The 24622-nt window shown below is 65.9% G+C and carries 21 protein-coding genes; 10 read left to right on the top strand and 11 right to left on the bottom strand.

Annotated features, from left to right (window positions below):
• Positions 1-67 precede the first annotated feature (67 nt).
• Entirely contained in the window at positions 68-1276 is a 1209-nt protein-coding gene (locus AC5P7U_RS11330; protein ID WP_006431022.1) for an acetyl-CoA C-acyltransferase, read from the top strand.
• 562 nt (positions 1277-1838) lie between these two features.
• Here AC5P7U_RS11330 and galU read toward each other — a convergent pair.
• The 8 genes from galU to cmk form a co-directional block, all read right to left on the bottom strand.
• The gene (gene galU / locus AC5P7U_RS11325) at positions 1839-2717 is read right to left on the bottom strand and encodes a UTP--glucose-1-phosphate uridylyltransferase GalU (protein WP_006431000.1); all 879 of its coding nucleotides are present in this window, start codon (positions 2715-2717) and stop codon (positions 1839-1841) included.
• Complete coding sequence (locus AC5P7U_RS11320; RefSeq protein ID WP_006430999.1) at positions 2714-4627, bottom strand: polysaccharide biosynthesis protein; 1914 nt, start codon at positions 4625-4627, stop codon at positions 2714-2716. The genes galU and AC5P7U_RS11320 overlap by 4 nt, the downstream gene beginning before the upstream one ends.
• A gap of 3 nt (positions 4628-4630) precedes the next feature.
• The gene (locus AC5P7U_RS11315) at positions 4631-5620 is read right to left on the bottom strand and encodes an MraY family glycosyltransferase (RefSeq protein WP_006430998.1); all 990 of its coding nucleotides are present in this window, start codon (positions 5618-5620) and stop codon (positions 4631-4633) included.
• Positions 5621-5623: 3 nt separating this feature from the next.
• A complete protein-coding gene (gene lapB / locus AC5P7U_RS11310) occupies positions 5624-6802 on the bottom strand; it encodes a lipopolysaccharide assembly protein LapB (protein WP_006430997.1) in 1179 nt (392 codons plus the stop codon).
• Positions 6803-6808: 6 nt separating this feature from the next.
• Entirely contained in the window at positions 6809-7093 is a 285-nt protein-coding gene (locus AC5P7U_RS11305; RefSeq protein WP_006430981.1) for a LapA family protein, read from the bottom strand.
• Between the two features lie 77 nt (positions 7094-7170).
• Complete coding sequence (locus tag AC5P7U_RS11300) at positions 7171-7476, bottom strand: integration host factor subunit beta (RefSeq protein WP_005409286.1); 306 nt, start codon at positions 7474-7476, stop codon at positions 7171-7173.
• Between the two features lie 88 nt (positions 7477-7564).
• A complete protein-coding gene (gene rpsA / locus AC5P7U_RS11295) occupies positions 7565-9250 on the bottom strand; it encodes a 30S ribosomal protein S1 (RefSeq protein WP_005416230.1) in 1686 nt (561 codons plus the stop codon).
• Positions 9251-9448: 198 nt separating this feature from the next.
• Entirely contained in the window at positions 9449-10126 is a 678-nt protein-coding gene (cmk, locus tag AC5P7U_RS11290; protein ID WP_006430961.1) for a (d)CMP kinase, read from the bottom strand.
• A 197-nt stretch (positions 10127-10323) separates the two neighbouring features.
• Between cmk and ykgO the strand changes: the two genes are divergently transcribed.
• From ykgO to AC5P7U_RS11255, 7 genes are all read left to right on the top strand, one after another.
• The gene (gene ykgO, locus AC5P7U_RS11285) at positions 10324-10449 is read left to right on the top strand and encodes a type B 50S ribosomal protein L36 (protein ID WP_005409283.1); all 126 of its coding nucleotides are present in this window, start codon (positions 10324-10326) and stop codon (positions 10447-10449) included.
• Between the two features lie 176 nt (positions 10450-10625).
• Positions 10626-10925, top strand: a complete 300-nt coding sequence (locus AC5P7U_RS11280; RefSeq protein WP_404830627.1) for a hypothetical protein — start codon at positions 10626-10628, stop codon at positions 10923-10925.
• Between the two features lie 39 nt (positions 10926-10964).
• Positions 10965-12002, top strand: a complete 1038-nt coding sequence (locus tag AC5P7U_RS11275) for an agmatine deiminase family protein (RefSeq protein WP_006430959.1) — start codon at positions 10965-10967, stop codon at positions 12000-12002.
• Positions 12003-12164: 162 nt separating this feature from the next.
• Complete coding sequence (locus AC5P7U_RS11270; RefSeq protein ID WP_006430958.1) at positions 12165-13052, top strand: carbon-nitrogen hydrolase; 888 nt, start codon at positions 12165-12167, stop codon at positions 13050-13052.
• A 14-nt stretch (positions 13053-13066) separates the two neighbouring features.
• Positions 13067-13597 (top strand): GNAT family N-acetyltransferase, encoded by a 531-nt coding sequence (locus tag AC5P7U_RS11265; protein WP_006430957.1) that lies wholly within the window; start codon positions 13067-13069, stop codon positions 13595-13597.
• Positions 13598-13601: 4 nt separating this feature from the next.
• Entirely contained in the window at positions 13602-14822 is a 1221-nt protein-coding gene (locus AC5P7U_RS11260) for a TraB/GumN family protein (RefSeq protein ID WP_107432021.1), read from the top strand.
• A gap of 49 nt (positions 14823-14871) precedes the next feature.
• Positions 14872-15717 (top strand): phytanoyl-CoA dioxygenase family protein, encoded by an 846-nt coding sequence (locus tag AC5P7U_RS11255; RefSeq protein WP_006430954.1) that lies wholly within the window; start codon positions 14872-14874, stop codon positions 15715-15717.
• 66 nt (positions 15718-15783) lie between these two features.
• On the opposite strand, the gene AC5P7U_RS11250 is transcribed toward AC5P7U_RS11255, so the two are convergent.
• Genes AC5P7U_RS11250 through AC5P7U_RS11240 form a run of 3 tightly spaced genes read right to left on the bottom strand, consistent with a single transcriptional unit; the run spans position 15784 to position 23536 of the window.
• Positions 15784-18870 carry an efflux RND transporter permease subunit gene (locus AC5P7U_RS11250; protein ID WP_197564782.1) on the bottom strand — a complete coding sequence of 1029 codons (3087 nt, stop codon included), beginning with the start codon at positions 18868-18870 and terminating at the stop codon, positions 15784-15786.
• On the bottom strand, positions 18867-22388 hold the full coding sequence (locus tag AC5P7U_RS11245) for an efflux RND transporter permease subunit (protein WP_197564783.1): 3522 nt from the start codon (positions 22386-22388) through the stop codon (positions 18867-18869). Before AC5P7U_RS11245 ends, AC5P7U_RS11250 begins: the two co-directional genes overlap by 4 nt.
• Positions 22385-23536 carry an efflux RND transporter periplasmic adaptor subunit gene (locus AC5P7U_RS11240; protein ID WP_008266938.1) on the bottom strand — a complete coding sequence of 384 codons (1152 nt, stop codon included), beginning with the start codon at positions 23534-23536 and terminating at the stop codon, positions 22385-22387. The genes AC5P7U_RS11245 and AC5P7U_RS11240 overlap by 4 nt, the downstream gene beginning before the upstream one ends.
• A gap of 205 nt (positions 23537-23741) precedes the next feature.
• Here AC5P7U_RS11240 and AC5P7U_RS11235 point away from each other — a divergent pair, with 205 nt between their 5' ends.
• Entirely contained in the window at positions 23742-24131 is a 390-nt protein-coding gene (locus AC5P7U_RS11235; RefSeq protein ID WP_049457840.1) for a c-type cytochrome, read from the top strand.
• Positions 24132-24140: 9 nt separating this feature from the next.
• Positions 24141-24602, top strand: coding sequence for a c-type cytochrome (locus tag AC5P7U_RS11230; RefSeq protein WP_006430887.1), 462 nt, complete (start codon positions 24141-24143; stop codon positions 24600-24602).
• The last annotated feature ends 20 nt before the right edge of the window (positions 24603-24622 follow it).

Genomic DNA, 24622 nt, shown 5'->3' with positions numbered 1-24622 from the left:
GAAGACATCGGTAGTGCCGGCCGCTGGCCGGCAACCTCTTCCAACCCCTATTCAAGAGATCACTGCAATGACCAAGCAAATCCAGGACGCCTACATCGTCGCCGCCACCCGTACCCCGGTGGGCAAGGCGCCCAAGGGCATGTTCCGCAACACCCGCCCCGACGACATGCTTGCGCACGTGCTGCGCAGCGTCGTCGCGCAGGCGCCGGGCGTGGACGTCAACCGCATCGATGACGCGATCATCGGCTGCGCCATGCCGGAAGCCGAGCAGGGCATGAACGTGGCGCGCATCGGCGTGCTGCTGGCCGGCCTGCCCAACACCATCGCCGCGCAGACCGTGAACCGCTTCTGCTCCTCCGGCCTGCAGGCCGTGGCCCAGGCCGCCGACGCGATCCGCCTGGGCAATGCCGACCTGATGCTGGCCGGCGGCACCGAGTCGATGTCGATGGTGCCGATGATGGGCAACAAGATCGCGATGGCACCGAGCGTGTTCGACAATGACCACGTCGCCATCGCCTACGGCATGGGCATCACCGCCGAGAAGGTGGCCGAAGAGTGGAAGGTTTCGCGCGAAGACCAGGATGCGTTCGCCCTCGCCTCGCACCAGAAGGCCATGGCCGCGATCCAGAACGGTGACTTCAAGGACGAAATCAGTCCGTACGAAATCGTCTCGCACCTGCCGGACCTGGCCGATGGCCAGCGCATCATCACCCGCAACAAGGTGGCCGACACCGACGAAGGCCCGCGTCCGGATTCCTCGGCCGAAGGCCTGGCCAAGCTGCGCCCGGTATTCCGCAACGGCCAGTTCGGCGGCACCGTCACTGCCGGCAACTCCTCGCAGATGAGCGATGGCGCCGGCGCCGTGCTGCTGGCTTCGGAGCAGGCAATCAAGGATTACGGCCTGACCCCGCTGGCGCGTTTCGTCAGCTTCTCGGTGGCCGGCGTGCGTCCGGAAGTGATGGGCATCGGCCCGATCGCCGCGATCCCGAAGGCGCTGAAGCAGGCCGGCCTGACCCAGGACCAGCTGGACTGGATCGAGCTGAACGAAGCCTTCGCCGCGCAGTCGCTGGCGGTGATCCGTGATTGCGGCCTGGACCCGAGCAAGGTCAACCCGCTGGGCGGCGCGATCGCCCTGGGCCATCCGCTGGGTGCGACCGGCGCGATCCGTACCGCGACCCTGCTGCACGGCCTGCGTCGTCGCCAGCAGAAGTACGGCATGGTGACGATGTGCATCGGCACCGGCATGGGCGCGGCGGGCATTTTCGAGGCGCTGTAAGGTTCAAGGCGTTGCCTCGTTAGGCTTCATGGCGTGGGCCGGGTCGGCAGGGCTGCCCGGGACACGCCGTGCCCCCCCCTCCGGGGTCCGGCCCAGCCGCTGGCGGCTGTGCGTTCGGGCGCTTGCGAAGCAGTGCTTCGCAAGCAAAGCGCCCTCACCCATGGGGGCTCGATGGCGCCATCCATGGCGCCAACGGTCCCGGGCAGCCCTGCCGACCCGGCCCTTCCAGCCTCCCTGCGGCGGAGGGGTGAGCAAAGGCAGGATCAAGAGCTGGGGTCAGAGCCCTCTGCGCAGCAAAGGGATCTGACCCCAGCAAGCAAAAAAGGCAGCCACTGGCTGCCTTTTTGCTTTTGCTTCTGCTTTTGCTTCTGCCTTTGATTCCGCCCTTCCCGTCCGCGCCCGCAGGAAACTGTCGAGAGGCGTGGGCAGTCCGCTGCAGGACCGTTGGCGCCATGGATGGCGCCATCGAGCCCCCAGGGATGGGTTTACGGCGTGTCCTGCAGCGGACTGCCCACGCCTCCCCACTTTGGGAGGAAGGCGCTGACGGAGCGCTTGATAAACCTTATTCCGCCAGCATCGCCGCCAGCTTCTCCCGCGCCGGGCCAGCCAGCTTCGGGTTATCCAGCGCGAACCGGATCGTCGCCTCCACCAACCCCAGGTGCGTACCGCAGTCGAAGCGGGTGCCCTCGAATCGATAGGCATCGACCTCTTCGGTCTTCAGCAGCTGCGCGATCGCATCGGTCAGCTGGATCTCACCACCGGCACCGCTGCCGGTCTGCTCCAGCAACTCGAAAATCTTCGGGCTCAGCACATAACGGCCTACCACCGCCAGGTCGCTCGGCGCGTCCTCCGGCTTCGGCTTCTCCACGATCTCCGAAATGCGACCCTTGCGGCCATCAAAGGCCTCGGTCGCCACGATGCCGTAGCTCGCTGTCTTTTCGTGCGGCACGTCTTCAACGGCGATCACGCTGGCACCACTGGCCTCGTTGAGATCGGCCATCTGCTTGAGCGCACCCGCGCCGCGGTTCCAGATCAGGTCGTCCGGCAGCAGCACGGCGAACGGCTCGTCGCCGATCACGGCTTTGGCGCAGAGCACCGCATGCCCCAGGCCCAGTGCTTCGGCCTGGGTCACGAAGATCGCGCGCACGCCGTCGGGCAACACGTGGCGGATGAGCTCCAGCTGTTCCTGCTTGCCGGCGCGCTCGAGCTTCTGTTCCAGCTCGTAGGCCTTGTCGAAATAGTCGGCCACCGCGTGCTTGTAGCGGTTGGTGATGAACACCAGCGTGTCGCAGCCCGCTTCGATTGCTTCATCCACGGCGTACTGGATCAGCGGCCGATCAATGATCGGCAGCATCTCCTTCGGCACGGTTTTGGTTGCTGGCAGAAAACGTGTCCCCAGACCAGCTACCGGGAAAACCGCTTTGCGAATTCGCTTGCTCATTGGTGCCTGTTGGCCTCGCGTGCTGGAAAGGGCACGACTTTAGCGGATGAAATGTAAGCATCCTGTTCGATTGGAGAGAACTCCGGCATCGTCGCGAACAGGACTTCCTTGATGGTGTCGGTGTCGTAGCTGCAGACCGCATCGCGCAGACGCGGCACGTTGGCCAGCACCAGATCCCGCGAGAACATGCGCACGCCGGCCTCGAGGATCTTCGGGTGCGCAGTGGAACGGTAGTCCTCGTCCGAATAGAACAGCGTCTCATGCAGCTTTTCACCGGGACGCAGGCCGGTATAGATGATCGGAATATCCTTGTAGGGTTGCTTTCCCGCCAACCGGATCATCTGTTCGGCCAGCAGGCGGATCGGCACCGGCTCGCCCATGTCCAGCGTGTAGATCGCGCCATGCGATGCCGAGGCGGCCGCCTGCAGGATCAGCTGGCAGGCCTCGGGAATGGTCATGAAATAGCGGCTGACTTCCGGATCGGTAACGGTCACCGGCCCGCCACGCAGGATCTGCTCGCGGAACAGCGGCACCACGCTTCCGGCCGAGGCCAGCACATTACCGAAGCGCACGGTGACAAAACGGGTATGCGTGGACTTCTGGTCCAGGCTCTGGCAGATCATCTCGGCATAGCGCTTGCTGGCACCCAGCGCATTGACCGGGTCCACCGCCTTGTCGGTGGAGATGAAGACGAAATGCTCGACGCGCGCCTCCAGGCAGGCCCGGGCCACGTTCTCGGTCGCCAGGATGTTGTTGCGCACCGCCTCACGCAGCTGGCGCTCCAGTACCGGCACGTGCTTGTAGGCCGCCGCGTGGAACGCGGTATCCACCGGATGCAGCGACAGCGCATGGCGGATCACGGCCGGGTCACCGCAGTCACCCAGCACGGCCTCGATCTCGACATCGGGGAAACTGCGGCGCAGTTCGCCCTCGATGGTCAGCAGCAACAGTTCGCTGATCTCCAGCAGGATGATCCGGCCAGCACCATGGCGCGCGCACTGGCGGCACAGTTCCGAGCCAATCGAGCCACCGGCACCAGTGACCATCACCGTACGTCCACCCAACCAGCCACGGATCAGGTTCCAGTCCGGCATGATCGGCTTGCGGCCGAGCAGGTCCTCGATCGCCACTTCCTTCAGCTGCCCGGGAAGCGACTGGCCCTGCAGGATGTCGCTGAGCTTGGGCACGGTGCGGAACGGCACGCCCGTGCTTTCACAGATGGCCACGATCCGCTGCATGCCGGCGGCATCCAGCGAGGGGATGGCAATCACCAGCAGCTTGGCCGCGGTCTCGCGGACCACGGTGGGCGCGTCGTCCAGGGTGCCAAGGATCGGCAGGCCCTGCAGCTTGGCCCCGCGCAGATGGGGGGCGTCGTCGAGCAGGCCGACCGGCTCGAAGTTGCCCGAGCGCCGCAGGTCACGCACCAGCGTCTCAGCCGCCTGGCCGGCACCGAGGATCAGCACACGACGTGCGCTGGAATCGGACTGCAGCGCCTGGTAGTCCTTCCAGGCCCGGTACAGCAGGCGTGGCGCGCCCAGCAGGGCCGACAGCGCGAACGGATAGATCACCAGCACCGACATCGGCACGCCATCGAAGCGCTTCCACATCAGCACCAGCACGATCGCGACCATGCCGATGAAGCTGGCCTTGAAGATGTTCAGCAGGTCACTGACGCTGGCAAACCGCCACAGTCCGCGGTAAAGGCCGACGCGCCAGAACACCAGGCCCTGCAGCAGCAGTACCAGCGTGGTGTCGATGTTCCAGAGGGGAAGCTCGGGCGCGTTGGGCAGGATCGAGTAGCGCCCCGCGTGGAGCAGCTGCCAGCATGCCCAGACCATGAACAGGTCGTGGCAGACGATGGCCGAACGCGGCATCAGGCCGAGGATTCTGTCCCGCCAGGGTGAAGCCATAAGTCAGGTATTTCCTTGTCGATGGCGCAATCCATTGCGCAGGAGGAGCCAGAGGACGCTCAGCGCACTGAACCACGCGATCGCCACGACAGCCTCCCACCTCGGCTGCAATTTGGAGCAGACAACAGTCACTGTAATACTGAACAGACCCAAAGCAAAGTACATCCCTGTCACCCGGGCGTGACTGGCTCCTGCCTGCACCGCGCGCTGGTAGACATGCTGGGTATGGGGTTCCATCCAGCGTTGTCCTGAAATGATGCGCGCCAGCAGTGTGAAGCCTGCGTCCACAAGGAAAGCCGAGGCCGGCACCAGCAGCAGGAGCCAGTTGATGTCCGTGCGTACGCTGGCGATGGCCAGCACGGCCGCAACCGCATAGCCCAACGCGCCACTTCCGACATCACCCATGAAGATCCGCGCCCGCGGAAAATTGAACGGCAGGAAGCCCAGGCAGGCCAGGCCCAATGCCAGGGCCGCAAGCGAATAGGGCCAGGGCAGAAGCGGCGCCAGTCCCAATGCGACAACAATCGCCTGGCTGGCGGCAATGCCGTTGATCCCATCCATGAAGTTCCAGATGTTGATCAGCGAAGCGGTGAACAGCAGCACCAGTCCGGCCAGCAGCCAGCTGCCACCGTTCGCCTTGACCAGCATGGCCAGCAGTGCCGCCGCAATGAAGTGCACCAGCAGCCGGCGCAGGGCAGGCAGGGGCCTGTGGTCGTCCCACCAGCCGATGCCGGCCACCAGGACCAGGCCAAGGCTGGCGACCAGCAGGCTCGGCGCCGCGTCCGGCCAGACGAACATGGCCACGCCCGCCGTAACCAGCAGGCTGATGACGATGGCGATGCCACCACCGCGCGGCGTCGCCACGCTATGACTGCGGCGTTCGCCGGGCTGGTCCATCAACTGCTGCCGCACGGCATAGCCACGGGCTGCCCAGGTCAGGGCTGCGCTCAACAGGGCCAGTCCCAGCAGCGCCCCCATCACGAACCACGGCATGGATCAGAGCACCGCGTAGTTCAGCAGCGGCTTGACCGTCCCCCACTCCTTGCAGCTCGGGCACTGCCAGTGATGCGTCCGCGCTCCGAAACCGCAGCGGGTGCAGCGGTAGGCCGGGTTGCGCACCAGCAACTGATCGGTGATGTGCTTGAGGTCATGCAGGGTGGCCGTGGAGTCGGCGCCTTCGGCCAGGGTCAGGTCGATCAGTGCGGACTCGCCACGCACCGACGGACGATCCTTGAGCTGGCGCCCCAGATAGGCTCGGGCCGGCGCCACGCCTTCCTGCTCTTCCATCAGCCGGGTCAACGCCAGTACCGGAGCGATGCCGCGATAGTGCTCGGTCATCTCCGACAGGAAGGCACGCGCGCCCGCGAGGTCACCGACCTTGCGATAGTTCGCCATCAGCGCCGGCAGCAGCTCGGGCAGGTATTCCGGATCGTTGCGGGCCGCCCGCTCGAACGCGCGCACCGCAGCTTCCGCGTTGCCGGCATCGGTCTCCAGGCGCCCTTCGATGATGCCTGCACGCACCGACATCGCATCGGCCTGGTAGGCACGGGCGATCGCTGCCCTCGCCTCCTCCAGCTTGCCGGCACCACGGAAGCGCTCGGCCAGCTCGCATTCGAACTGACCGATCAGCTTGCCCATCGGCTCGCCGGTCACGTCCTCGAAACGGGTCGCGTTGTCGATCGCCTTTTCCCAGTCACGCTCGGCCTGGTAGATGCCGATCAGGTGCTTGAGCGCCTGCGGGGCGCGCTGGTCGAGCTGCGCCAGCTCGGTGAACACGGTTTCGGCACGGTCCAGCAGGCCGGACTTCATGTAGTCCTCGCCCAGCGCCAGCAGCGCCTGCACGCGCTGTGCATCGCTCAGATCGTGGCGGTTGACCAGGCCCTGGTGCAGGCGGATGGCACGATCGACTTCGCCGCGGCGGCGGAACAGGTGGCCGAGCGCGACCTGGGTCTCGAAGGTTTCCTTGTCCAGCTCGGCGATATGCAGGAACAGCTCGATGGCCTTGTCCGGCTGCTCGTTGAGCAGGTAGTTCAGGCCCCGGAAATAGGTGCTCGACAGGCGGCTGACCTGGCTGTCACCGTGGCGCTGCCCGCCGCGCCGGCCGATCACCCATCCCGCCACTGCAGCCAGCGGGACGAACAGGAAAAACCACAGCCACTCGGTGACGAATTCCATCTTCGATCAGCGTCCGTCAAAAGATTGGGAGGAAACACCCGCGGCCGGCGTCGCCGCCCCGGATTTGTTGGCGCGGCGCAGCTGGCTGTAGAGCGGAATGACCACGCTTACCAGCACCAGACCGGCACCGACGATGACACCCACCAGCAGTGCAGCGATCAGCGCCACGCCTACCGAGGTATGCAATTGAGTGAAAAGCAGGTTGATCGACATCGCGGTCATGTTGACCGCACCGATGATCAGCCCAAGGATCAGGACCGCCAGCAGGACCAGCAGACGAAAAACCTTCATGCGAGAGCTCCAGTGGCAGGAGTCCGTAGCTTATCCGACTCGCGGCTTGATTCGCACGCGGTGGCGCGACGGTAGGCTCAGGCCGGATCAGCGTCCAGCGGCAGCACACTGCTGACCCGCTCGCGCAGCTCCTTGCCCGGCTTGAAATGGGGAACATGCTTGCCCGGCAGGGCAACCGATTCGCCGGTCTTCGGGTTGCGACCCAGGCGCGGCGGACGATAGTGCAGCGAGAAGCTGCCGAAACCACGGATTTCGATGCGATCCCCGGCGGACAGCGAACCGCCCATCATTTCCAGCAATGACTTCACCGCCAGATCGACATCATCGGCCTTCAGGTGCGCCTGGCGGCGCGCAAGGATTTCGATCAGTTCGGATTTGGTCATCACCGGCTCACATCAGGGGCATCTCAGCCTGAAACGGCCCGGGCAAACGCCCGGGCCGTCCAGGAAACAACGTACAGCGTAAGGCCGATTACTCGGACTTGTTGCCGTTCAGCTGTGCACGCAGCAGCGCGCCCAGCTGGGTGGTGCCGCTGGAAGCCGAAGAGGACTGGTATTCCTCCAGCACTTCGCGCATTTCCGCGTCGTCCTTGGCCTTGATCGACAGCTGCAGGGTACGGCCCTTGCGGTCCATGCCCACGAACTTGGCTTCGACCTTGTCGCCGACCTTCAGGTGCTGGGTGGCGTCGTCAACGCGCTCGTTGGCGATGTCGCGTGCCGAGACGTAACCTTCGATGCCGTCAGCCAGCTCGATGATCGCGCCCTTGGCGTCGACTTCCTTCACCACGCCTTCGACCTTGGAGCCCTTCGGATTGGCAGCCATGTACTGGCCGAACGGATCCTGCTCCAGCTGCTTCACGCCCAGGGAGATGCGCTCGCGCTCCGGATCGACAGCCAGGACGACGGCGTCCAGGGTATCGCCCTTCTTGAAGTTGCGAACGACGTCTTCGCCGGTGGTGTTCCAGCTGATGTCGGACAGGTGGACCAGGCCGTCGATGCCGCCGTCCAGGCCGATGAAGATGCCGAAGTCGGTGATCGACTTGATCTGGCCCGACACCTTGTCACCCTTCTTGTGGGTGGCAGCGAAGGTTTCCCACGGATTGGCGGCAACCTGCTTCATGCCCAGCGAGATACGGCGACGCTCTTCGTCGACGTCCAGGACCATGACTTCAACTTCGTCACCGACCTGCACAACCTTGGACGGGTTGACGTTCTTGTTGGTCCAATCCATCTCGGAGACGTGCACCAGGCCTTCGACGCCCGGCTCGATCTCGACGAACGCGCCGTAATCGGTGACGTTGGAGACCTTGCCGAAGACGCGGCTGTTGGCCGGGTAACGACGACCGATGTTGTCCCACGGATCCTCGCCCAGCTGCTTCAGGCCCAGCGAAACGCGGTTGCGCTCGCGGTCGAACTTCAGCACGCGGACGTCCAGCTCGTCGCCGACGTTCACGACTTCCGACGGGTGACGCACGCGCTTCCACGCCATGTCGGTGATGTGCAGCAGGCCGTCGATACCGCCCAGGTCCACGAACGCGCCGTAATCGGTCAGGTTCTTGACGACACCCTTCAGGATCGCGCCTTCCTGCAGCTTGTCCATCAGCTGCTCGCGCTCTTCCGAGTGCTCGCTTTCGACGACAGCGCGGCGCGAGACCACGACGTTGTTACGCTTGCGGTCCAGCTTGATGAGCTTGAACTCGAGTTCCTTGCCTTCCAGGTAGGCCGGATCGCGCACCGGGCGCACATCGACCAGGGAACCCGGCAGGAAGGCGCGGACATCCTTGATGTCCACGGTGAAACCACCCTTGACCTTGCCGCTGATGCGGCCGGTGATGGTTTCGTTCTTTTCCAACGCTTCTTCCAGCTCGTCCCACACCATCGCGCGCTTGGCCTTCTCGCGCGACAGGACGGTTTCGCCGAAGCCGTTCTCGATCGAGTCGAGGGCGACCTTGACGATGTCGCCTTCGGCGACGTCGATTTCGCCAGCGTCGTTACGGAACTGTTCGATCGGCACGATGCCTTCGGACTTCAGGCCAGCGTTGATCACCACGACGTCGCCGCGGACTTCAACAACGGTACCGCTGACGATGGCGCCCGGCTTCAGCTTGGCCAGGTTGGCCTGGCTGGCTTCAAACAGTTCGGCAAATGATTCGGTCATTAGATTTACTCTGTTGGACACATGGGTCGGTGGCGTCCCCTTCAGGGGAATGGCGACCGCCCGCCTGTTGGTCGACCCCGGAAACGCAGGTCGTGTGTAGTAGGAAAACCGCCACGCATCATTGCGCGACGGAGCTGGTACAGCACTGCTATGCGCGACCACCACCGATGTTGCTGGCAGTGCTCCCGCGCGAACGGATCAGGCAGCCGGAACCGGAAGCAGATCCATCACTCTGGCAACGACATCATCGATGCCGATGCCTGTGGTGTCGATGAGGACAGCATCGTCTGCCGGCTTCAGGGGCGCCACGGTACGCTGAGCATCACGGGCGTCGCGGGCCATGATCTCGCGCAGGAGGTCATCAAAGTTAACAGAAACCCCCTTGTCTTTCAACTGCTTATGCCGGCGCTCGGCGCGCTCCTCGGCACTGGCGGTCAGGAAGACCTTGAAGGAGGCGTCCGGGAAGATCACCGTGCCCATGTCGCGGCCATCGGCGACCAGGCCGGGCAGCTCCCTGAATGCGCGCTGGCGCTCTTTCAGCGCGGCCCGCACCTCCGGAATGGCCGCGATGGCCGAGGCCAGCGCCCCGGTGGTCTCCAGGCGCAGTTCGTCGGTGGCATCGGTGCCGTTCACCATGACCCGCATCGATTCACCCTGTTCAACAAACTGAACGTGGGTGTCGAACGTGCAGCGCACCAGGGCCGAGGCGTCCGAGGTGTCGATGTCAGCCCAGCTCGCAGCCACGCCCACCGCCCTGTAAAGAGCGCCCGAATCCAGGTAATGCCAGCCCATCCGGCGCGCGACGATGCGGCTGATGGTACCCTTGCCGGCCCCGGAAGGGCCGTCGATGGTCAGGACGGGAGCGAGTGGATTCATGGGGTTCCCAGAGCGTGTGAAGGGGTCATTCTAGCCCCTGCCCGACGCCCCCAGCGGGATCTTTTGTGCAACCACTTGAAACCACGAGGAAAAGCCCGGTAGAATGGCGGGCTTGAACGAGCGTCAACTGCCGATTGTCTTTCGCATATCGCGGCCACGCTCCACCCGAACAACTACTGTTTACGCCGAGGTATGCCATGAAAGTCCTGTCCTCCCTGAAGTCGGCGAAGGCCCGTCACCGTGACTGCAAGGTCGTGCGTCGTCGTGGCAAGATCTTCGTCATCTGCAAGTCGAACCCGCGTTTCAAGGCGCGTCAGCGCTAAGCCTCACAGCCTTCCGGCTGCGGCTGGCCCTATGCGGGGCCGACCCGATGCAAGAAACCGCCTTCGGGCGGTTTTTTGTTTTATGCGGCTTTTTCCTGCCGATTTTGCTGTAATCGCCGTTCTTGACCACTGGGGAGTAGATCGAGATGAAGCGTTACCTGTCCGCCCTGGCCGTGATGGCCACCCTGGCTGCCGCCACTCCGGCGCTGGCCGATACCCTGCTTGTCGACCGTGCCCGCGAGAAGCCGGCCGGCGCTCTGCCCGTGCGCGGCCAGAGCATGCAGCAGGTGCAGGCGCAGTTCGGTGCGCCAAGCGAACAGCTGCAGCCGCGCGGCGGGCAGAAGCGGCAATGGCCGACCATCAACCGCTGGGTATACCCGCAGTTCACCGTCTACTTCGAGAAGCAGAAGGTGATCGACGTGGTGGCCAACCAGGCGGACCCGAACGAAGTCGGCCCGAAACCGCCGATCCGTTGATCCCTTTACCCGCCGTGGGCGGGCCTGTGTAGCGAGACCATGAACCAGACCCTTCGTTTTCCTGCCGAGTGGGAAGCCCAGAGCGGCGTCCTGATTGCCTGGCCCACCGCCGACACCGACTGGGCCGAACGCCTGGGCCAGGTGGAAGAGACCTACATCGCCCTGGTTGCGGCCATCACCCGCTTCCAGCCGGTGCTGATCTGCGTGGCCGACGACGACGTGGAAACCTATGCCGAGATGCGGCTGCGCTCCAACCGCATCGACATGGACAGGGTTCACTTCACCACGGCGGCCTACGACGATACCTGGCTGCGCGACTCCGGTCCGATCACCCTGCGCCGCGCCGATGGCGGCTTCCAGCTGCTGGATTTCCGCTTCACCGGCTGGGGCGGCAAGTTCGACGCCACCCTGGATGACCAGCTGGTGGGCGTGCTCGATCAGGCCGGCGTGTTCAACGACGCACCGGTGCGCAGCATTCCGTTCGCGCTGGAAGGCGGCGGCATCGAGACCGACGGCGAAGGCACCCTGCTGACCACCTGGAAGTGCCTGCACGAGCGCCACCCGGACCGTGACCGCGCCAGCCTGAGTGCCGACCTGGCCGACTGGCTGCAGCAGGACCGCGTGCTGTGGCTGGACCACGGCTATCTGGAAGGCGACGACACCGACGCCCACATCGACACCCTCGCCCGCTTCGCCTCGGCCGACAGCATCGTCTACCAGGCCTGCGACGACGAGAGCGACTCGCACTATGCCGAGCTGCAGGCGATGGGCAACGAACTGGCCGCGCTGCGCACCAAGGATGGCCAGCCGTACCGCCTGTTCCCGCTGCCGTGGGCACAGCCGGTGATCGACGAAGGCCGCCGCCTGGCCGCGTCGTACGCCAACTACCTGATCGTCAATGGCGCGGTGCTGATGCCGGCCTACGGCGACCCGGCCGACGACCTGGCCCGCGACGTGCTGGCGCAGGCACACCCGGGCCGCGAGATCGTGCAGGTGCCCTGCCGCTCGCTGATCTGGCAGAACGGCAGCCTGCACTGCATCACCATGCAGCTGCCGGCAGGGTTGTTGAAGGCCTGAGGATTGGTAGTGCCGGCCGCTGGCCGGCAACCATGCAATGCCTGATGGATCCACGGGATTGCCGGCCAGCGGCCGGCACTACCAGCACCCATTCAGCGCGCGACACGCCGTCGCCGTCCATCCGCGCTAACATGCTGGTTTTCCCCCGCAGGAACGCCCCGCATGAACTCGCGCAGCCCCCTTACCGTCGCCCTGATCCAGGAGCGCAACCACGGTGACGCCGCCGCCAATCTGGCGGTGATCGAAGCACGCGTGGCCGAGGCGGCTGCGCAGGGTGCCAAGCTGGTGCTGCTGCAGGAACTGCACAACGGCCCGTACTTTTGCCAGCACGAGTCGGTGGACGAGTTCGACCTGGCCGAGCCGATTCCGGGCCCCAGCACCGAGCGCCTCGGCGCACTGGCGAAGCAGCATGGCGTGGTGCTGGTCGGTTCGCTGTTCGAGCGCCGCGCTGCCGGCCTGTACCACAACACCGCGGTGGTGTTCGAAAAGGACGGCACCCTGCTCGGCAAGTACCGCAAGATGCACATCCCGGACGATCCGGGCTTCTACGAGAAGTTCTACTTCACCCCGGGCGACATCGGCTTCACCCCGATCGATACCTCGGTGGGCCGCCTCGGCGTGCTGGTGTGCTGGGACCAGTGGTACCCGGAAGCGGCGCGCCTGATGGCACTGGCTGGTGCCGAACTGCTGCTCTACCCCACCGCGATCGGCTGGGACCCGGACGACGTGCAGGACGAGAAGACGCGCCAGCGCGATGCCTGGGTGCTGAGCCACCGTGGCCACGCCGTGGCCAACGGCCTGCCGGTGCTGAGCTGCAACCGCGTCGGCCACGAAGCCTCGCCGCTGGGCGCCTCGGGCATCCAGTTCTGGGGCAACAGCCACGTGCTGGGCCCGCAGGGCGAATTCCTGGCCGAGGCCGGGACCGACGCCACCGTGCTGCTGTGTGATGTGGACCTGCAGCGCAGCGAGCATGTGCGCCGCATCTGGCCGTTCCTGCGTGATCGCCGCATCGATGCGTACGGCGACCTGCTCAAGCGTTACATCGACTGAGCCGGAGCCCGCGCATGGCCGTCCTCATCCGTGATGCCGGCCCGGCCGACATCGACGCGATCACCGCGATCTACGCGGTGGAAGTGACCGACTTCGTCAACACCTACGAGTACGACATCCCCGACGCGACCGAGATGCTGCGCCGCATGCGCGACATCATCGACCGTGGTTTCCCTTACCTGGTTGCCGAGATCGATGGCCAGGTGGCCGGCTATGCCTACGCCAACACCTACCGCACCCGCGTGGCCTACCAGTGGACCGTCGAGAATTCGGTCTACGTCGATGCCCGTTTCCAGGGCAACGGCGTCGGCACCGGCCTGCTGCAGGCCCTGATCGACGCCTGCGTGGCACGCGGCTACCGGCAGATGGTGGCGGTGATCGGTGAACCGACCAACACCGCTTCGATCAAGCTGCACGAACGCTTCGGTTTCGAGCTGGTCGGCGTGTTCCGCGGCCTCGGCCGCAAGCATGGCCGCTGGCTGGATACCGTGCAGATGCAGCGCGCGCTCGGCGATGGCGCCGACACCGCACCTTCCAATGAATGAATCCATGACTGAAACCCTTCCCGAGACCGGCGACGACCTGTTTGCCGGCCAGCCGGTGCGCGTCGTCGAACGCGACGGCGTGCGTTACACCCTGCTGGGCACCGCCCACGTCTCCCGCGCCAGCGTCGAGGCCGTGGAAAAGGCCATCGACAGCGGCCGCTTCGATGCGGTAGCCGTCGAACTGGATCCGCAGCGCCTGCAGGCGCTGAGCGATCCGGACACGCTGGCCAAGCTCGACCTGGTGGAGGTGATCCGCAAGGGCCGCGTCGCCCTGTTCGCCGCCAACCTGGCCTTGTCCGCCTACCAGCGCCGCCTGGCCGAACAGCTGGACATCGAGCCGGGCGCTGAACTCAAGCGCGCAGTGGAACTGGCGCGTGAGCGCAACCTGCCGGTACACCTGATCGACCGCGAGGTGGGCCTGACCTTCCGCCGTGCGTCGCAGCGGCTGGGCTTCTTCGGCAAGCTGAAGCTGGTCGCCGGACTGGGCGCCGGCCTGTTCTCATCCGAGGAAGTGGGCGAGAACGAGATCGAGAAGCTCAAGCAGGGCGACATGCTGGAATCGAGCTTCGGCGAGTTCGCCAGCGAGAGCCCGGCGCTGTACGAGACCATCATCGGCGAGCGTGACCGCTACATGGCCACGCGCCTGCGCGAAGAGCACGACCCGCAGCAGCGCGAAGTGCTGGCCGTGGTCGGTGCCGGCCACCTGGCCGGGCTGGCGCGCTACCTGGAAACCGACACCGAGGCACCGGCGCCGCTGCGCGCGGAACTGGAGGCGGTGCCGAAGAAGCGCAACATCCCGTGGTTCACGTTGGGCATCCTGGCCATCGTCGCGACCGGCATCGGCGTGGGCTTCTATCGCGGTGGACTGGGCGTGGGTACCGAACTGCTGGCGACCTGGGCGATGTATACCGGTGGCCTGGCGGGCCTGGGCTGCCTGCTCGCCGGCGGCCATCCGCTGAGCATCCTCACCGCGATCGCGGTGGCCCCGTTCAAGCCGTTCCGCCTGAGCATCCCGACCGGTGCGTTCTCGGCGCTGGTGGAAGCGCGGCTGCGCAAGCCGGCGTACGAGGACTTCCTGAAACTGCGCGACGATGCGCAGAGCCTGAAGGGCTGGTACCGCAACCGCGTCACCCGCGTGGTGCTGACCTTCATGCTGACCAACATCGGCAGCATGCTCGGCCTGTGGCTGACCACGTTCAAGGTCTGGGGCAAGGTGGCGGGCTGATGGTCCCGCCCCACGTGGCTATACTCGGCGTTTAAGGAGGAACACAGCGATGGAAGCATATGACGCGCTGATGCGCGATGGTTATGTAGTAGTTCGCCAGGCCATCGCGCCGGCGTTGGTCCAGGACATCAACGAGCGCATCGCGCGCTTCAAACAGCGCAACCCAAAAGCGGTTACGCGCAACCTGGACGTTCACAAGCGCATGTACCGGGTCGTCAACCTGCACCTGGCAGTGGATGCGATGACCCGCCTGCTCACCGACAACCCGGCCATCGACGTCTGCGACCGCTTCCTCGGTGAACCCACTACGCTCTACACCAGCCTCTACTACGAGCGCGGATCCGAACAGTCATTGCACCGCGATACGCCGCTGTTCTGCACCTCTCCGGGCGAGCGCTACATGGGGGTGTGGACGGCACTGGAAGCAGTTGATGACAGTAACGGCCCACTACGGGTGGTCCCGGGCAGCCACCTGCTGCCGCCCATTGATGTGCAGACGCTGCGACGCACGGTCTTCGGCGACAGCCCGGTCAGCGCCATGTCGCCGGAGGGCTGGACTGCCTACCAGGATGCGGTAGCCCGCCAGTGCGAAGATGCCGGCCTGCAACCGCAAGCGGTGCACGTGCAGGCGGGTGACGTCATCGTCTGGCACCCGCAGTTGTTCCATGGCGGCGCCCCGCACCCTTCGTCCGGCGCGCGCCGCAGCGTGGTGATGCATGTGACCCCGAAGTCGATGCCGGTCGGCCACATGGATGTCTTCTACGGACAGACCCAGCCGCCAGAGAAGGCACCATGGCGCTACTACCGACGCGGCCGGCGTGAGATCGCGCGGTTCGGCCATGTCGACTTCGGACATGAATACACCCGGCGCACGCTGTTCCTGCGCAAGGCCTGAGAAAAAAGGGGGGAGACCGCCCCACTACGACCGGCCTCCCCCCACACCACAACACTTTGTCGCGCATTACAGGCGGGCAGCGCCCGGCCGTACCCTCTCCAGACCGCGCGCACGACGGATCAGGCGCGTCACGGCGCTGCGCAGGTCGTCCAGCACCGCGTAGATCGTCGGCAGGAACAGCAGGCTGACCACGGTCGAGAACGCCAGGCCCCCGGCGATCGCGCGCGCCATCGGCGCGTACTCCGGGCCATTGCCGAACATCTGCGTATTGGTCAGCGAGATCGGCACCATCGCCAGGATCGCCGTGCCCATGGTCATCATGATCGGGCGCAGGCGCTCGCGTGAGCCTTCCACCAGCGCCTGGGTGCGGCCCATGCCGCCGCGCCGCAGGTTGTTGATGTGCTCGATCATCACGATGCCGTTGTTCACCACGACGCCCATCAGCACCAGGATGCCGATGAAGGACATGATTCCGAACGAGGTGCCGGTGATCCAGAACAGCCAGAACACACCGAAGATCGAGAACAGCACCCCGCTCATGATCGCCGCCGGGAACAGCAGCGATTCGAACACCGCCGCCATCACCACGTAGATCATCACCAGTGCGATGAGCAGGTTGAACACCATCTGCTGCATCGCCTCGTCGTCGTTGCCGTAGTCGCCGCCGTCGAAGGTGAAGCCATAGCCGGCCGGGAAGTTCATCGGCTTGAGCACCGATTCCATCGCCTTGCGGCCATCCGGCGCGGTGACCTTCTCGGCCAGGTTGGCCTTGATGGTCAGCGTGGTCTGGCGGTTGGTACGGCCGATCTGGGTGGCGGACGAACCGACATCGACGGTGACCAGGCTCAGCAGCGGCACGCTGCGGCCATCACCGGTACGCACGCTGAAGCCGGCCAGGTCCTCCGGGCTGCTCTGCTCGGCACCGGCGAAACGCACCCACACCGGCACCTCGTTGTCGCCGCGGCGGAACTCGCGCATCGGTGCGCCGCGCAGTGCCAGGCCGACGAAGCTGGCCACCTGCTCGGCATTGAAGCCGAATGCCGCGGCACGCTCACGATCGACGCGCACCTTCAGTTCGCCGCCCTTCTCGCCGTTGTCGATGCGCACGTCGCGCAGCTCGGCACGCTGGGCCAGCAGCGGCACCACTTCCTGGCCGATCTCCTGCAGCATCGAACTGGAGTCGCCGACCAGCTGCACCTGCACGCCCTGGTTGCCACCGCCGCCACCGTCGCCGCCCTGGTTGCCGACGAAGTAGTCGGTGCGGGCGGACTTGGGCAGGCCCTTGCGCAGCTCTTCCTGCAGCGCCTTGATGTCCTTGGCGTACTTCTCGTCCAGGGTGACCACGGTCGAGCTGCCTTCCTGCTCGCTGTACCAGGAGTACACCTGCTTCACATGCAGGCGCTCGCGGTTCTGGTCGATCCAGTTCTCCACCCGTGCCACTTCATCGGACATCTGCCGATAGGTGTAGGCGCCCTTCCACATGTAGCCGATGAAGATGTCCTTGCCACCATCACCGCCGAACATGTCGATCTTGGTCAGCTTCATCGGCACCAGGCTGACCAGGACCACCAGCATGATGCCGAGCAGGCTCCAGCCGCGATGGTGCAGCGACCAGTCCAGCAGCGTGGCGTAGCGTCGCTGCAGCCGCGCGATCATGCCGGTCTGCGAGTGCACCAGTTTGGGCGTGGCCATGCGCGCGGACAGCATCGGGATCAGGCTGACCGCAACCAGCCACGAAGCCAACAGCGAGACCGAGATGGTGATCGCGATCTGCGACATGAAGATGCTGATGTTGTTGGTCTCGCCGAACAGGTTCGGCACGAACACGATGCAGTGGCACAACGTGCCCGCGCTGAGCGCGATGGCCACGTTGCGGGTACCGATGATCGAAGCCAGCCGCGGCTGCCCCGGCATGCGCTCGCGCTCCTGGTAGATGCTCTCCACCACCACCACGGCGTTGTCGACCAGCATGCCCACCGCCAGCAGCAGGCCCATCATGGTCAGGATGTTCAGCGTCACCCCGACGAAGTACATGAAACCCAGGGTGATGGTGAAGCAGATCGGGATCGCCAGCGTCACCATCAGGGTCGAAGGCCAGTGGCGCAGGAAGAAGAACAGCACGGTGATCGACAGGATCAGGCCAACGGCACCGGCCTCGGCCAGCTCCAGCAGCGATGACGTCACCGCCTTGCCCTGGTTGTCGATCACCTTGATCTGCACGTCGCGCATCGACGCCTCGGCACGGATCGATTCGACCTCGGCCAGCGCGGCACGTGAGACCTCCACCAGGTTGGCGCTGCGCTCCTTGAAGATGTCCAGGCCAACCGCCGGGTTGCCGTCCAGGCGGCGGCCGTAGTTCATGCGCGCCGGTTTCAGCCGAACGTCGGCAATGTCGCCCAGGCGCAGGCCCTTGGCGTTGATCACCAGGTCACGCATCTCCTGCAGATCGGTGATCTCGCCCACCGGCTGCACGCGCACGCGTTGGCCGTTGTCGTCGATCTGCCCTGCCGAGATCGAGAAGTTCAGCGTGCGCAGGCGCTCGCTCAGTTCGTTGATGCTCAGCCCGTGCGCGTTGAGCCGGTTCGGATCGATGGCGATCTCCACCTCGTTCGGCGGCGCGCCGGTGATATCGACGCGGGCCACGCCGGGAATACGCTCGATGCGCCGCTTGAACTCGCGGTCGAGCATGTCATAGGCGGTGGTCAGGTCGGTGGTACTGGCCAGGCGCACCTTCAGGACCGGCTGGTCGCTGCTGGACCACTTGAACACGTTATAGCGCTGCAGGTCGTCGGGCAGGTCGCTGCGGATCGCATCGATGCGCTCGCGGGCATCGGAGGCAGCGATGGCGATATCACGGTCCCAATCACTGAACTCGATGAAGATCAGCGCCGCCTCGGAGGTCGCCGACGAGCGCATGCGCTTGATGCCGGTCATCGTCGCCAGCGATTCCTCGACCGGGCGGATGATGGTCCGCTCCACTTCCTCCGGGGTCGAACCGGTGTAAGGAATCTGCACGAACAGGAACGGCGCGGAGATGTCCGGCAGCGCTTCCAGCGGCAACCGGAACGAAGCAATGAGGCCGATCACCACCAGCGACACGAAGCACATGATGGTGGTGACCGGACGGCGGATGGAGAACTCGGCAACGCTCATGCCGGTTCCTCCGCACCCGCCGCGCTGCCGGCGGCACCCGGCTCGATCTCACCTGCGTGCTTGCGGCCGCGTTCACGGTAGTACGCATCACCGCGACGGTCCATCAGGTCATACACCACCGGGATCACCAGCAGGGTCAGCAGGGTCGAGACCAGCAGGCCGCCGATCACGGTGATCGCCATCGGCGCGCGCACTTCGGCACCCTCGCCCATCGCTACCGCCAGCGGCAGGAAGCCGAACAGCGTGCACAGGGTGGTCATGATGATCGGCCGCAGGCGCGAGCGCGCCCCCTCCACCAGTGCTTCATGCTTGGCCACGCCGGCCTCGCGCAGCTGGTTGACCTTGTCGATCAGGATGATCGCGTTCTTGGTGACCAGGCCGACCAGCAGGATCAGGCCGATGAACACCACCACCGAAATGGGCTTGCCGGTCAGCATCAGCGCGAGGATCGCACCGACCAGCGCCAGCGGGATGGTGAACAGGATCACGAACGGATGCAGCAGCGATTCGAACTGCGAAGCCATCACCAGGTAGACCAGGAAGATCGCCAGGCCGAAGGCGAAGATCAGCGACTTCGCCGCCTGTGCCAGTTCCTCGCCCTGGCCGCCGATATGCAGGCCAACGCCCGCACCCAGCGGCTGCTCGGCCACCATCTGCTGCACTTCGCGCATGGCCGCGCCGAGATCGATGTCGCGCAGGTTGGCCGACACCACGGCCACGCGTGTCTGATCGGCACGATGGATCTCGCTCGGACCGGTGGTGGCGACCACATCGGCCACCGCGTCCAGGGTGACCGGGCGCGTGCTGCCCGGGTTGACGATCAAGCGACGGATGCTCTCCACGCTGGCGCGGTCGCCTTCCTGCGCCCGCACCAGCACGTCGATCTTGCGGTCGCGGAAGCTGTAGCGGGTGGCGACGTCGCCACGCACCTTCTTCACCACCACGTCGGCGATCTGGCGGGTGGTCAGGCCCAATGCACCGGCACGCTCCTGGTCGAAGCGGATCTGGATTTCCGGGAAGCCCTCTTCCACCGTCGACTTCACGTCGGCGTAGTGCGCATTGCCGCGCAGCATCGCCGCCAGGCGCTGGCCGGCCACTTCCAGGGTCGCCATGTCCTGCCCGCGCAGTTCGATTTCCAGCGGCGTGGAGAAGCTGAACAACGCCGGCCGTGCGAAATCGACCTGGGCGCCCGGATGCTGGCCCATGGTGCCGCGCAGGCGTTCGGTGATGGCCGCTTCGGTACGCGCGTTGCCACCGCCTTCCATCACCACGGTCAGCTTGCCGATGTTCTCGCCGCTTTCGGTCGGGCTCGCATCCAGGCGGGTGCCGCTGCCGCTGACGCCGTACAGCGATGCCACGCCCTCGCCCTTGCCATGCGCCAGCTGCAGCTCGCGCACCAGTGCATCGGTCTGCTTCAGCGGCGTACCGGCCGGCAGCTTCACGGTCATTTCGAAACGGTCCTGTGCCAGCTGCGGAATCAGGTCGGCACCGAGCATCGGCACCAGTGCCATGGTCGCCACGAAGATGATCGTGGCCACGCCCAGCACCTTGCCGGGGTGGGCCAGCGCGCTTGGCAGCAGGCGCAGATAGCCGCGCTCGGCACCCGCATAGGGCTTCATCGCCAGATCGCTGGCCTTGCGCATCACCGGGCCGACCACCGCCACCACGCCGCGCCACACACGCACGATCAGCCAGGCCAGCGCGAAGAAGCCCCAGCGCGCGGTTGCGACGACGCCACGGCGGCCCAGCGCGACCGGCTTCTGCCAGCGGTTCTGCGGCTGCCACGGTTCATTCGGCGCCTCTTCCGGGAACGCCAGCGGTGGCCGCCCCTTCAGCGAGCTCAGCATCGGGATCAGCGTCATCGACACCAGCAGCGAGATCGCGATGGCGATCGCCACGGTCAACGCCTGGTCGCGGAACAGCTGGCCGGCGATGCCGTCGACGAACACCAGCGGCAGGAACACCGCGATGGTGGTCAGGGTCGAGGCGACCACGGCCATGCTCACTTCGCGGGTACCGGCGATGGCGGCCTGCAGGATGCCCAGGCCGCGCTCGCGCGCCTTGGCGATGCTTTCCAGCACCACGATCGAGTCATCCACCACCAGGCCGGTGGCCAGCGCCAGGCCGCCCAGCGACATCACGTTCAAGCTCAGCCCCAGCTGGCCCATGAAGAAGAACGTGGCGATGATCGAGACCGGCAGCGACAGGCTGATCACGAAGGTGCTCCAGCCATCGCGCAGGAACAGGAAGATGATCAGGATCGCCAGCAGGCCGCCGATCACCGCGTCCTTCTTGACGTCGGCGATGGCGTGCTCGATGAAGCGCGACTGGTCCTCGATCGTGGTCATCTCGACATCGGCCGGGAACGTGCCCTTGATCTGCTCCAGGCGCTTGCGCAGCGCTTCGGCGGTGGACACGGTGTTGGCGTCGCCTTCCTTGTAGATCGCCAGCTCGACCGATTCCTTGCCGCCCAGGCGGATCACCGCTTCGCGCTCCTTGTAGCCCTGGCGCACGGTGGCCACGTCCTTCAGGCGCACCGGCACCCCGTTGGCGACCACGCTGGAGCCGCCGCCGGACGATGCGCTCTGCGCCGCCGAGGCCGCCGCGATGGCCGCCGCCGAGCCGGTCGAGGCGGCGATGTTGAACATCTGCTGCAGCGCCGAATCAGCCGCGCTGCCATTGCTTCCCTGGGTGGTGACCAGCAGGTTGCGGATCTCTTCCAGATCGGCGAACTGGTTGACGGTGCGCACCAGGAAACGCTGCGAACCCTCTTCCAGGCGGCCGCCGGAGATGTTGATGTTCTCGTCCTTCAGGCGCTTGATGACGGTGTCGATCGGCAGGTTCAGCTGGGCCAGCTTCTGCTGGTCGATGTCGACCTGGATCTCGTCTTCCAGGCCACCGCCGACCTTGACCGCGGCCACGCCGGAGACCGGCTCCAGCTTCTTCTTCAGGTCTTCATCGGCATAACGACGCAGGCCGGTCAGCTCGCGGATCGCGTCAGCATCGCTGGCCGGCGCGGTCCTGCTCGACAGCACCAGGCGCATGATCGGCTCGGTGGACGGATTGAAGCGCAGCAGCACCGGGGCCTTCGCCTCCAGCGGCAGGTTCAGCGCTTCCATCTTGTCGCGCACCTCCAGGCTGGCCTGGTCCATGTTGGTGCCCCAGGCGAACTCCAGTACCACGTCGCTCTGGCCGGTGCGCGAGACCGACTTCAGCTTGCGCAGGTTCTTGACCACGCCGACCGCTTCTTCAACCGGCTGGGTGATCAGGGTTTCGATTTCGGTGGGCGCCGAACCGGTGTACTCGGTACGCACGGTCAGCGTCGGGTAGCTCAGGTCGGGCAGCAGGTTGACCTTGAGGTTGCCCAGCGCGATCAGGCCGAACAGCAGCAGGGTGACCGTGCACATGGCGATGGTCACGCGGCGGCGGGTGGCGAATTCCACCAGGCCGCCGCGCAGGCCGGCGGCGGCGCCGTCGCTCGCCGGCGAGGCACCGTGGTCGTGGCCCGGGGCGGTCATTGCTTGCTCCCGGCCTTGTCTGCCGGCGTGGCGGACGCTGCGACCGTCTTCGCCTTGGCCTTCGGATCGGCGATCACCTGCACTGCGGTGCCGTCGCGCAGGGCGACCTTGCCGGCGGTGACCACCTGATCACCGGCCGCCAGGCCATCACGGATCTCCACCCACGGGCCCTCGGCGTAACCCAGCTTGACCGGAACCCGTGCGACCTTGCCTTCGCGCACCCGGAACACCGCCGGCTCACCGTCGTCGAGCAACGAAAGGCGCGGCACCACGAGCGCATCGGCACGCTGGTCGTAATCGATGCGGATGCGCCCGAACATGCCGGGCTGAAGTGCGTGCGCGGCACCGTCGAAGGCGCTGACCACGCGAAACGTGCCGCTGCCCGAATCGACCACCGGTGCGATGCGATCGACGGTGCCAGTGAAACTCTGGCCCGGCAGCGCATCGGCAACCAGCGTCACCGGCTGGCCAGCACGCAGGGTAGCCAGCTCGCGCTCGGGCACGTTGAGCGTGGCTTCCAGCCGCGAGTTGTCGACGATGCGGAAGATCGGCGTGTTGATCTGCACGAAGTTGCCGGTCTTGATCGAGCGCGACGCGATGACGCCGGAGATCGGCGCCACCACCGTGGTGTAGGACAGTTCCAGCGTGGCCAGGCGGTACTGCGCACGGACGTTTTCCAGGTCAAAGCGCAGCTGGTCGACATCGGCGGCGCTGACCATCTGCTGGCCAACCAGCTTCTGTGCGCGCTGGTAGTTGTTTTCCAGCTTGCGCATCTGCGCTTCGCTCTGGGCCACGGCCAGGCGTGCGCGGTCCGGGTCCAGCCGCACCAGCGGCTGGCCGGCGGTCACCCGCTGCCCTTCCTCGACCAGCACCGCCAACGCCACGCCGGAGGTCTTGGCCACCACCTGCGATTCGGCGCGCGGTTCCAGTGCGGCGGTGCCGGTGTAGCTGGCCGCCACGGCGCGGTGGCTGGCCACCGCCACTTCGACCGGGACCGCATCGACCTTCTTCTCCTCCTTGGTCTCGGCGGCCTTGGCTTCGGAATTGGGCCCTGCGGCGCAACCGCCCAGCAGCAGGGAGGTGGAGATCAGCAGTGCGGCAGCGCAGATTCCGCTGCGACGGCCGGACAGGAAGGTTGGGTGCGACATCGTCAGGTCCCTGGAGGATGCGTGGACAGGTGTGGTAGCAAAGTAATGCACCACTTCACGGCCACACCATATCCCAAAGGTCATGGTGCCTTCACGCCGCTGGTCGGCCCACCCCCATTTCAGCTAGATGAAACCTGGGGCTATACTCGGGGCGTTCCGTACCCCACGCCGGAACGACCAGACCCGAATCCCCGGAAACGACACCATGCGCCCGCAGCCGCTCGCCGCTTGTCTCGCTCTGGCCGTCCTCCTGCCCCTTGGGGCCGCCGCACAGCCCGCTCCTGCTCCTGCCACACCTGCCCCGGCCCCGGCTCCCGCCGCTGCCGCGGCGCCTGCCGCCCCCACCGGCAACTTCGACAATGGCCGCGTCCTGGCCTACACCTGCCAGGGGTGCCACGGCATCACCGGCTACAAGAACGCCTACCCCAGTTACCGGGTGCCGAAGATCGGCGGCCAGACCCAGCAGTACCTGGCCCAGGCCCTGACCGAGTACCGCCAGGGCAAGCGCCGGCATCCGACGATGCAGGCGCAGTCGATGAGCTTCAGCGAACAGGAGATCGCCGATCTCTCTGTTTACCTGTCCACCGTCAAGTAAGGCCCGCCCATGTCGAAAGCCGCGCATCCGATGCGTCATGCCATCGCCCTGTCCGTTGCCCTGCTGCTGGCCGCCTGTTCGCAGTCGCAGGTGGAAAACAGCGAAAAATCCGCCGCCGACCCGGGCCATGCCAGCGGCGAACACGGTTCTTCTTCATCGGCCGGCCTGCCTGCAGGCCGCGAGGCCGCCGGCGAAGCCCGCGCCAAGGTGAAGGGCAAGGCCACCAACCAGAGCTGCATCGACTGCCACGGGGCGGACGGCAATGCGCCGATCGATGCGACCTATCCGAAGCTGGGTGGCCAGTACGGTGACTACCTGGCGCATGCCCTGCAGGCCTACCGCGCCGGTGACCGCCAGCATGCGCTGATGACGCCGCAGGCCAAGGACCTGAGTGATCAGGACATCGCCGATCTGGCGGCGTACTTCGGCAGCCGGCCGAGCCAGCTGCGGGATCTGCACGGGGTCAAATGACCGCTGGCCCCCCGGTGGGT

Source organism: Stenotrophomonas sp. YJH_SMC_57 (assembly GCF_059369755.1).
This window is presented reverse-complemented; position numbering and strand designations above follow the sequence as displayed.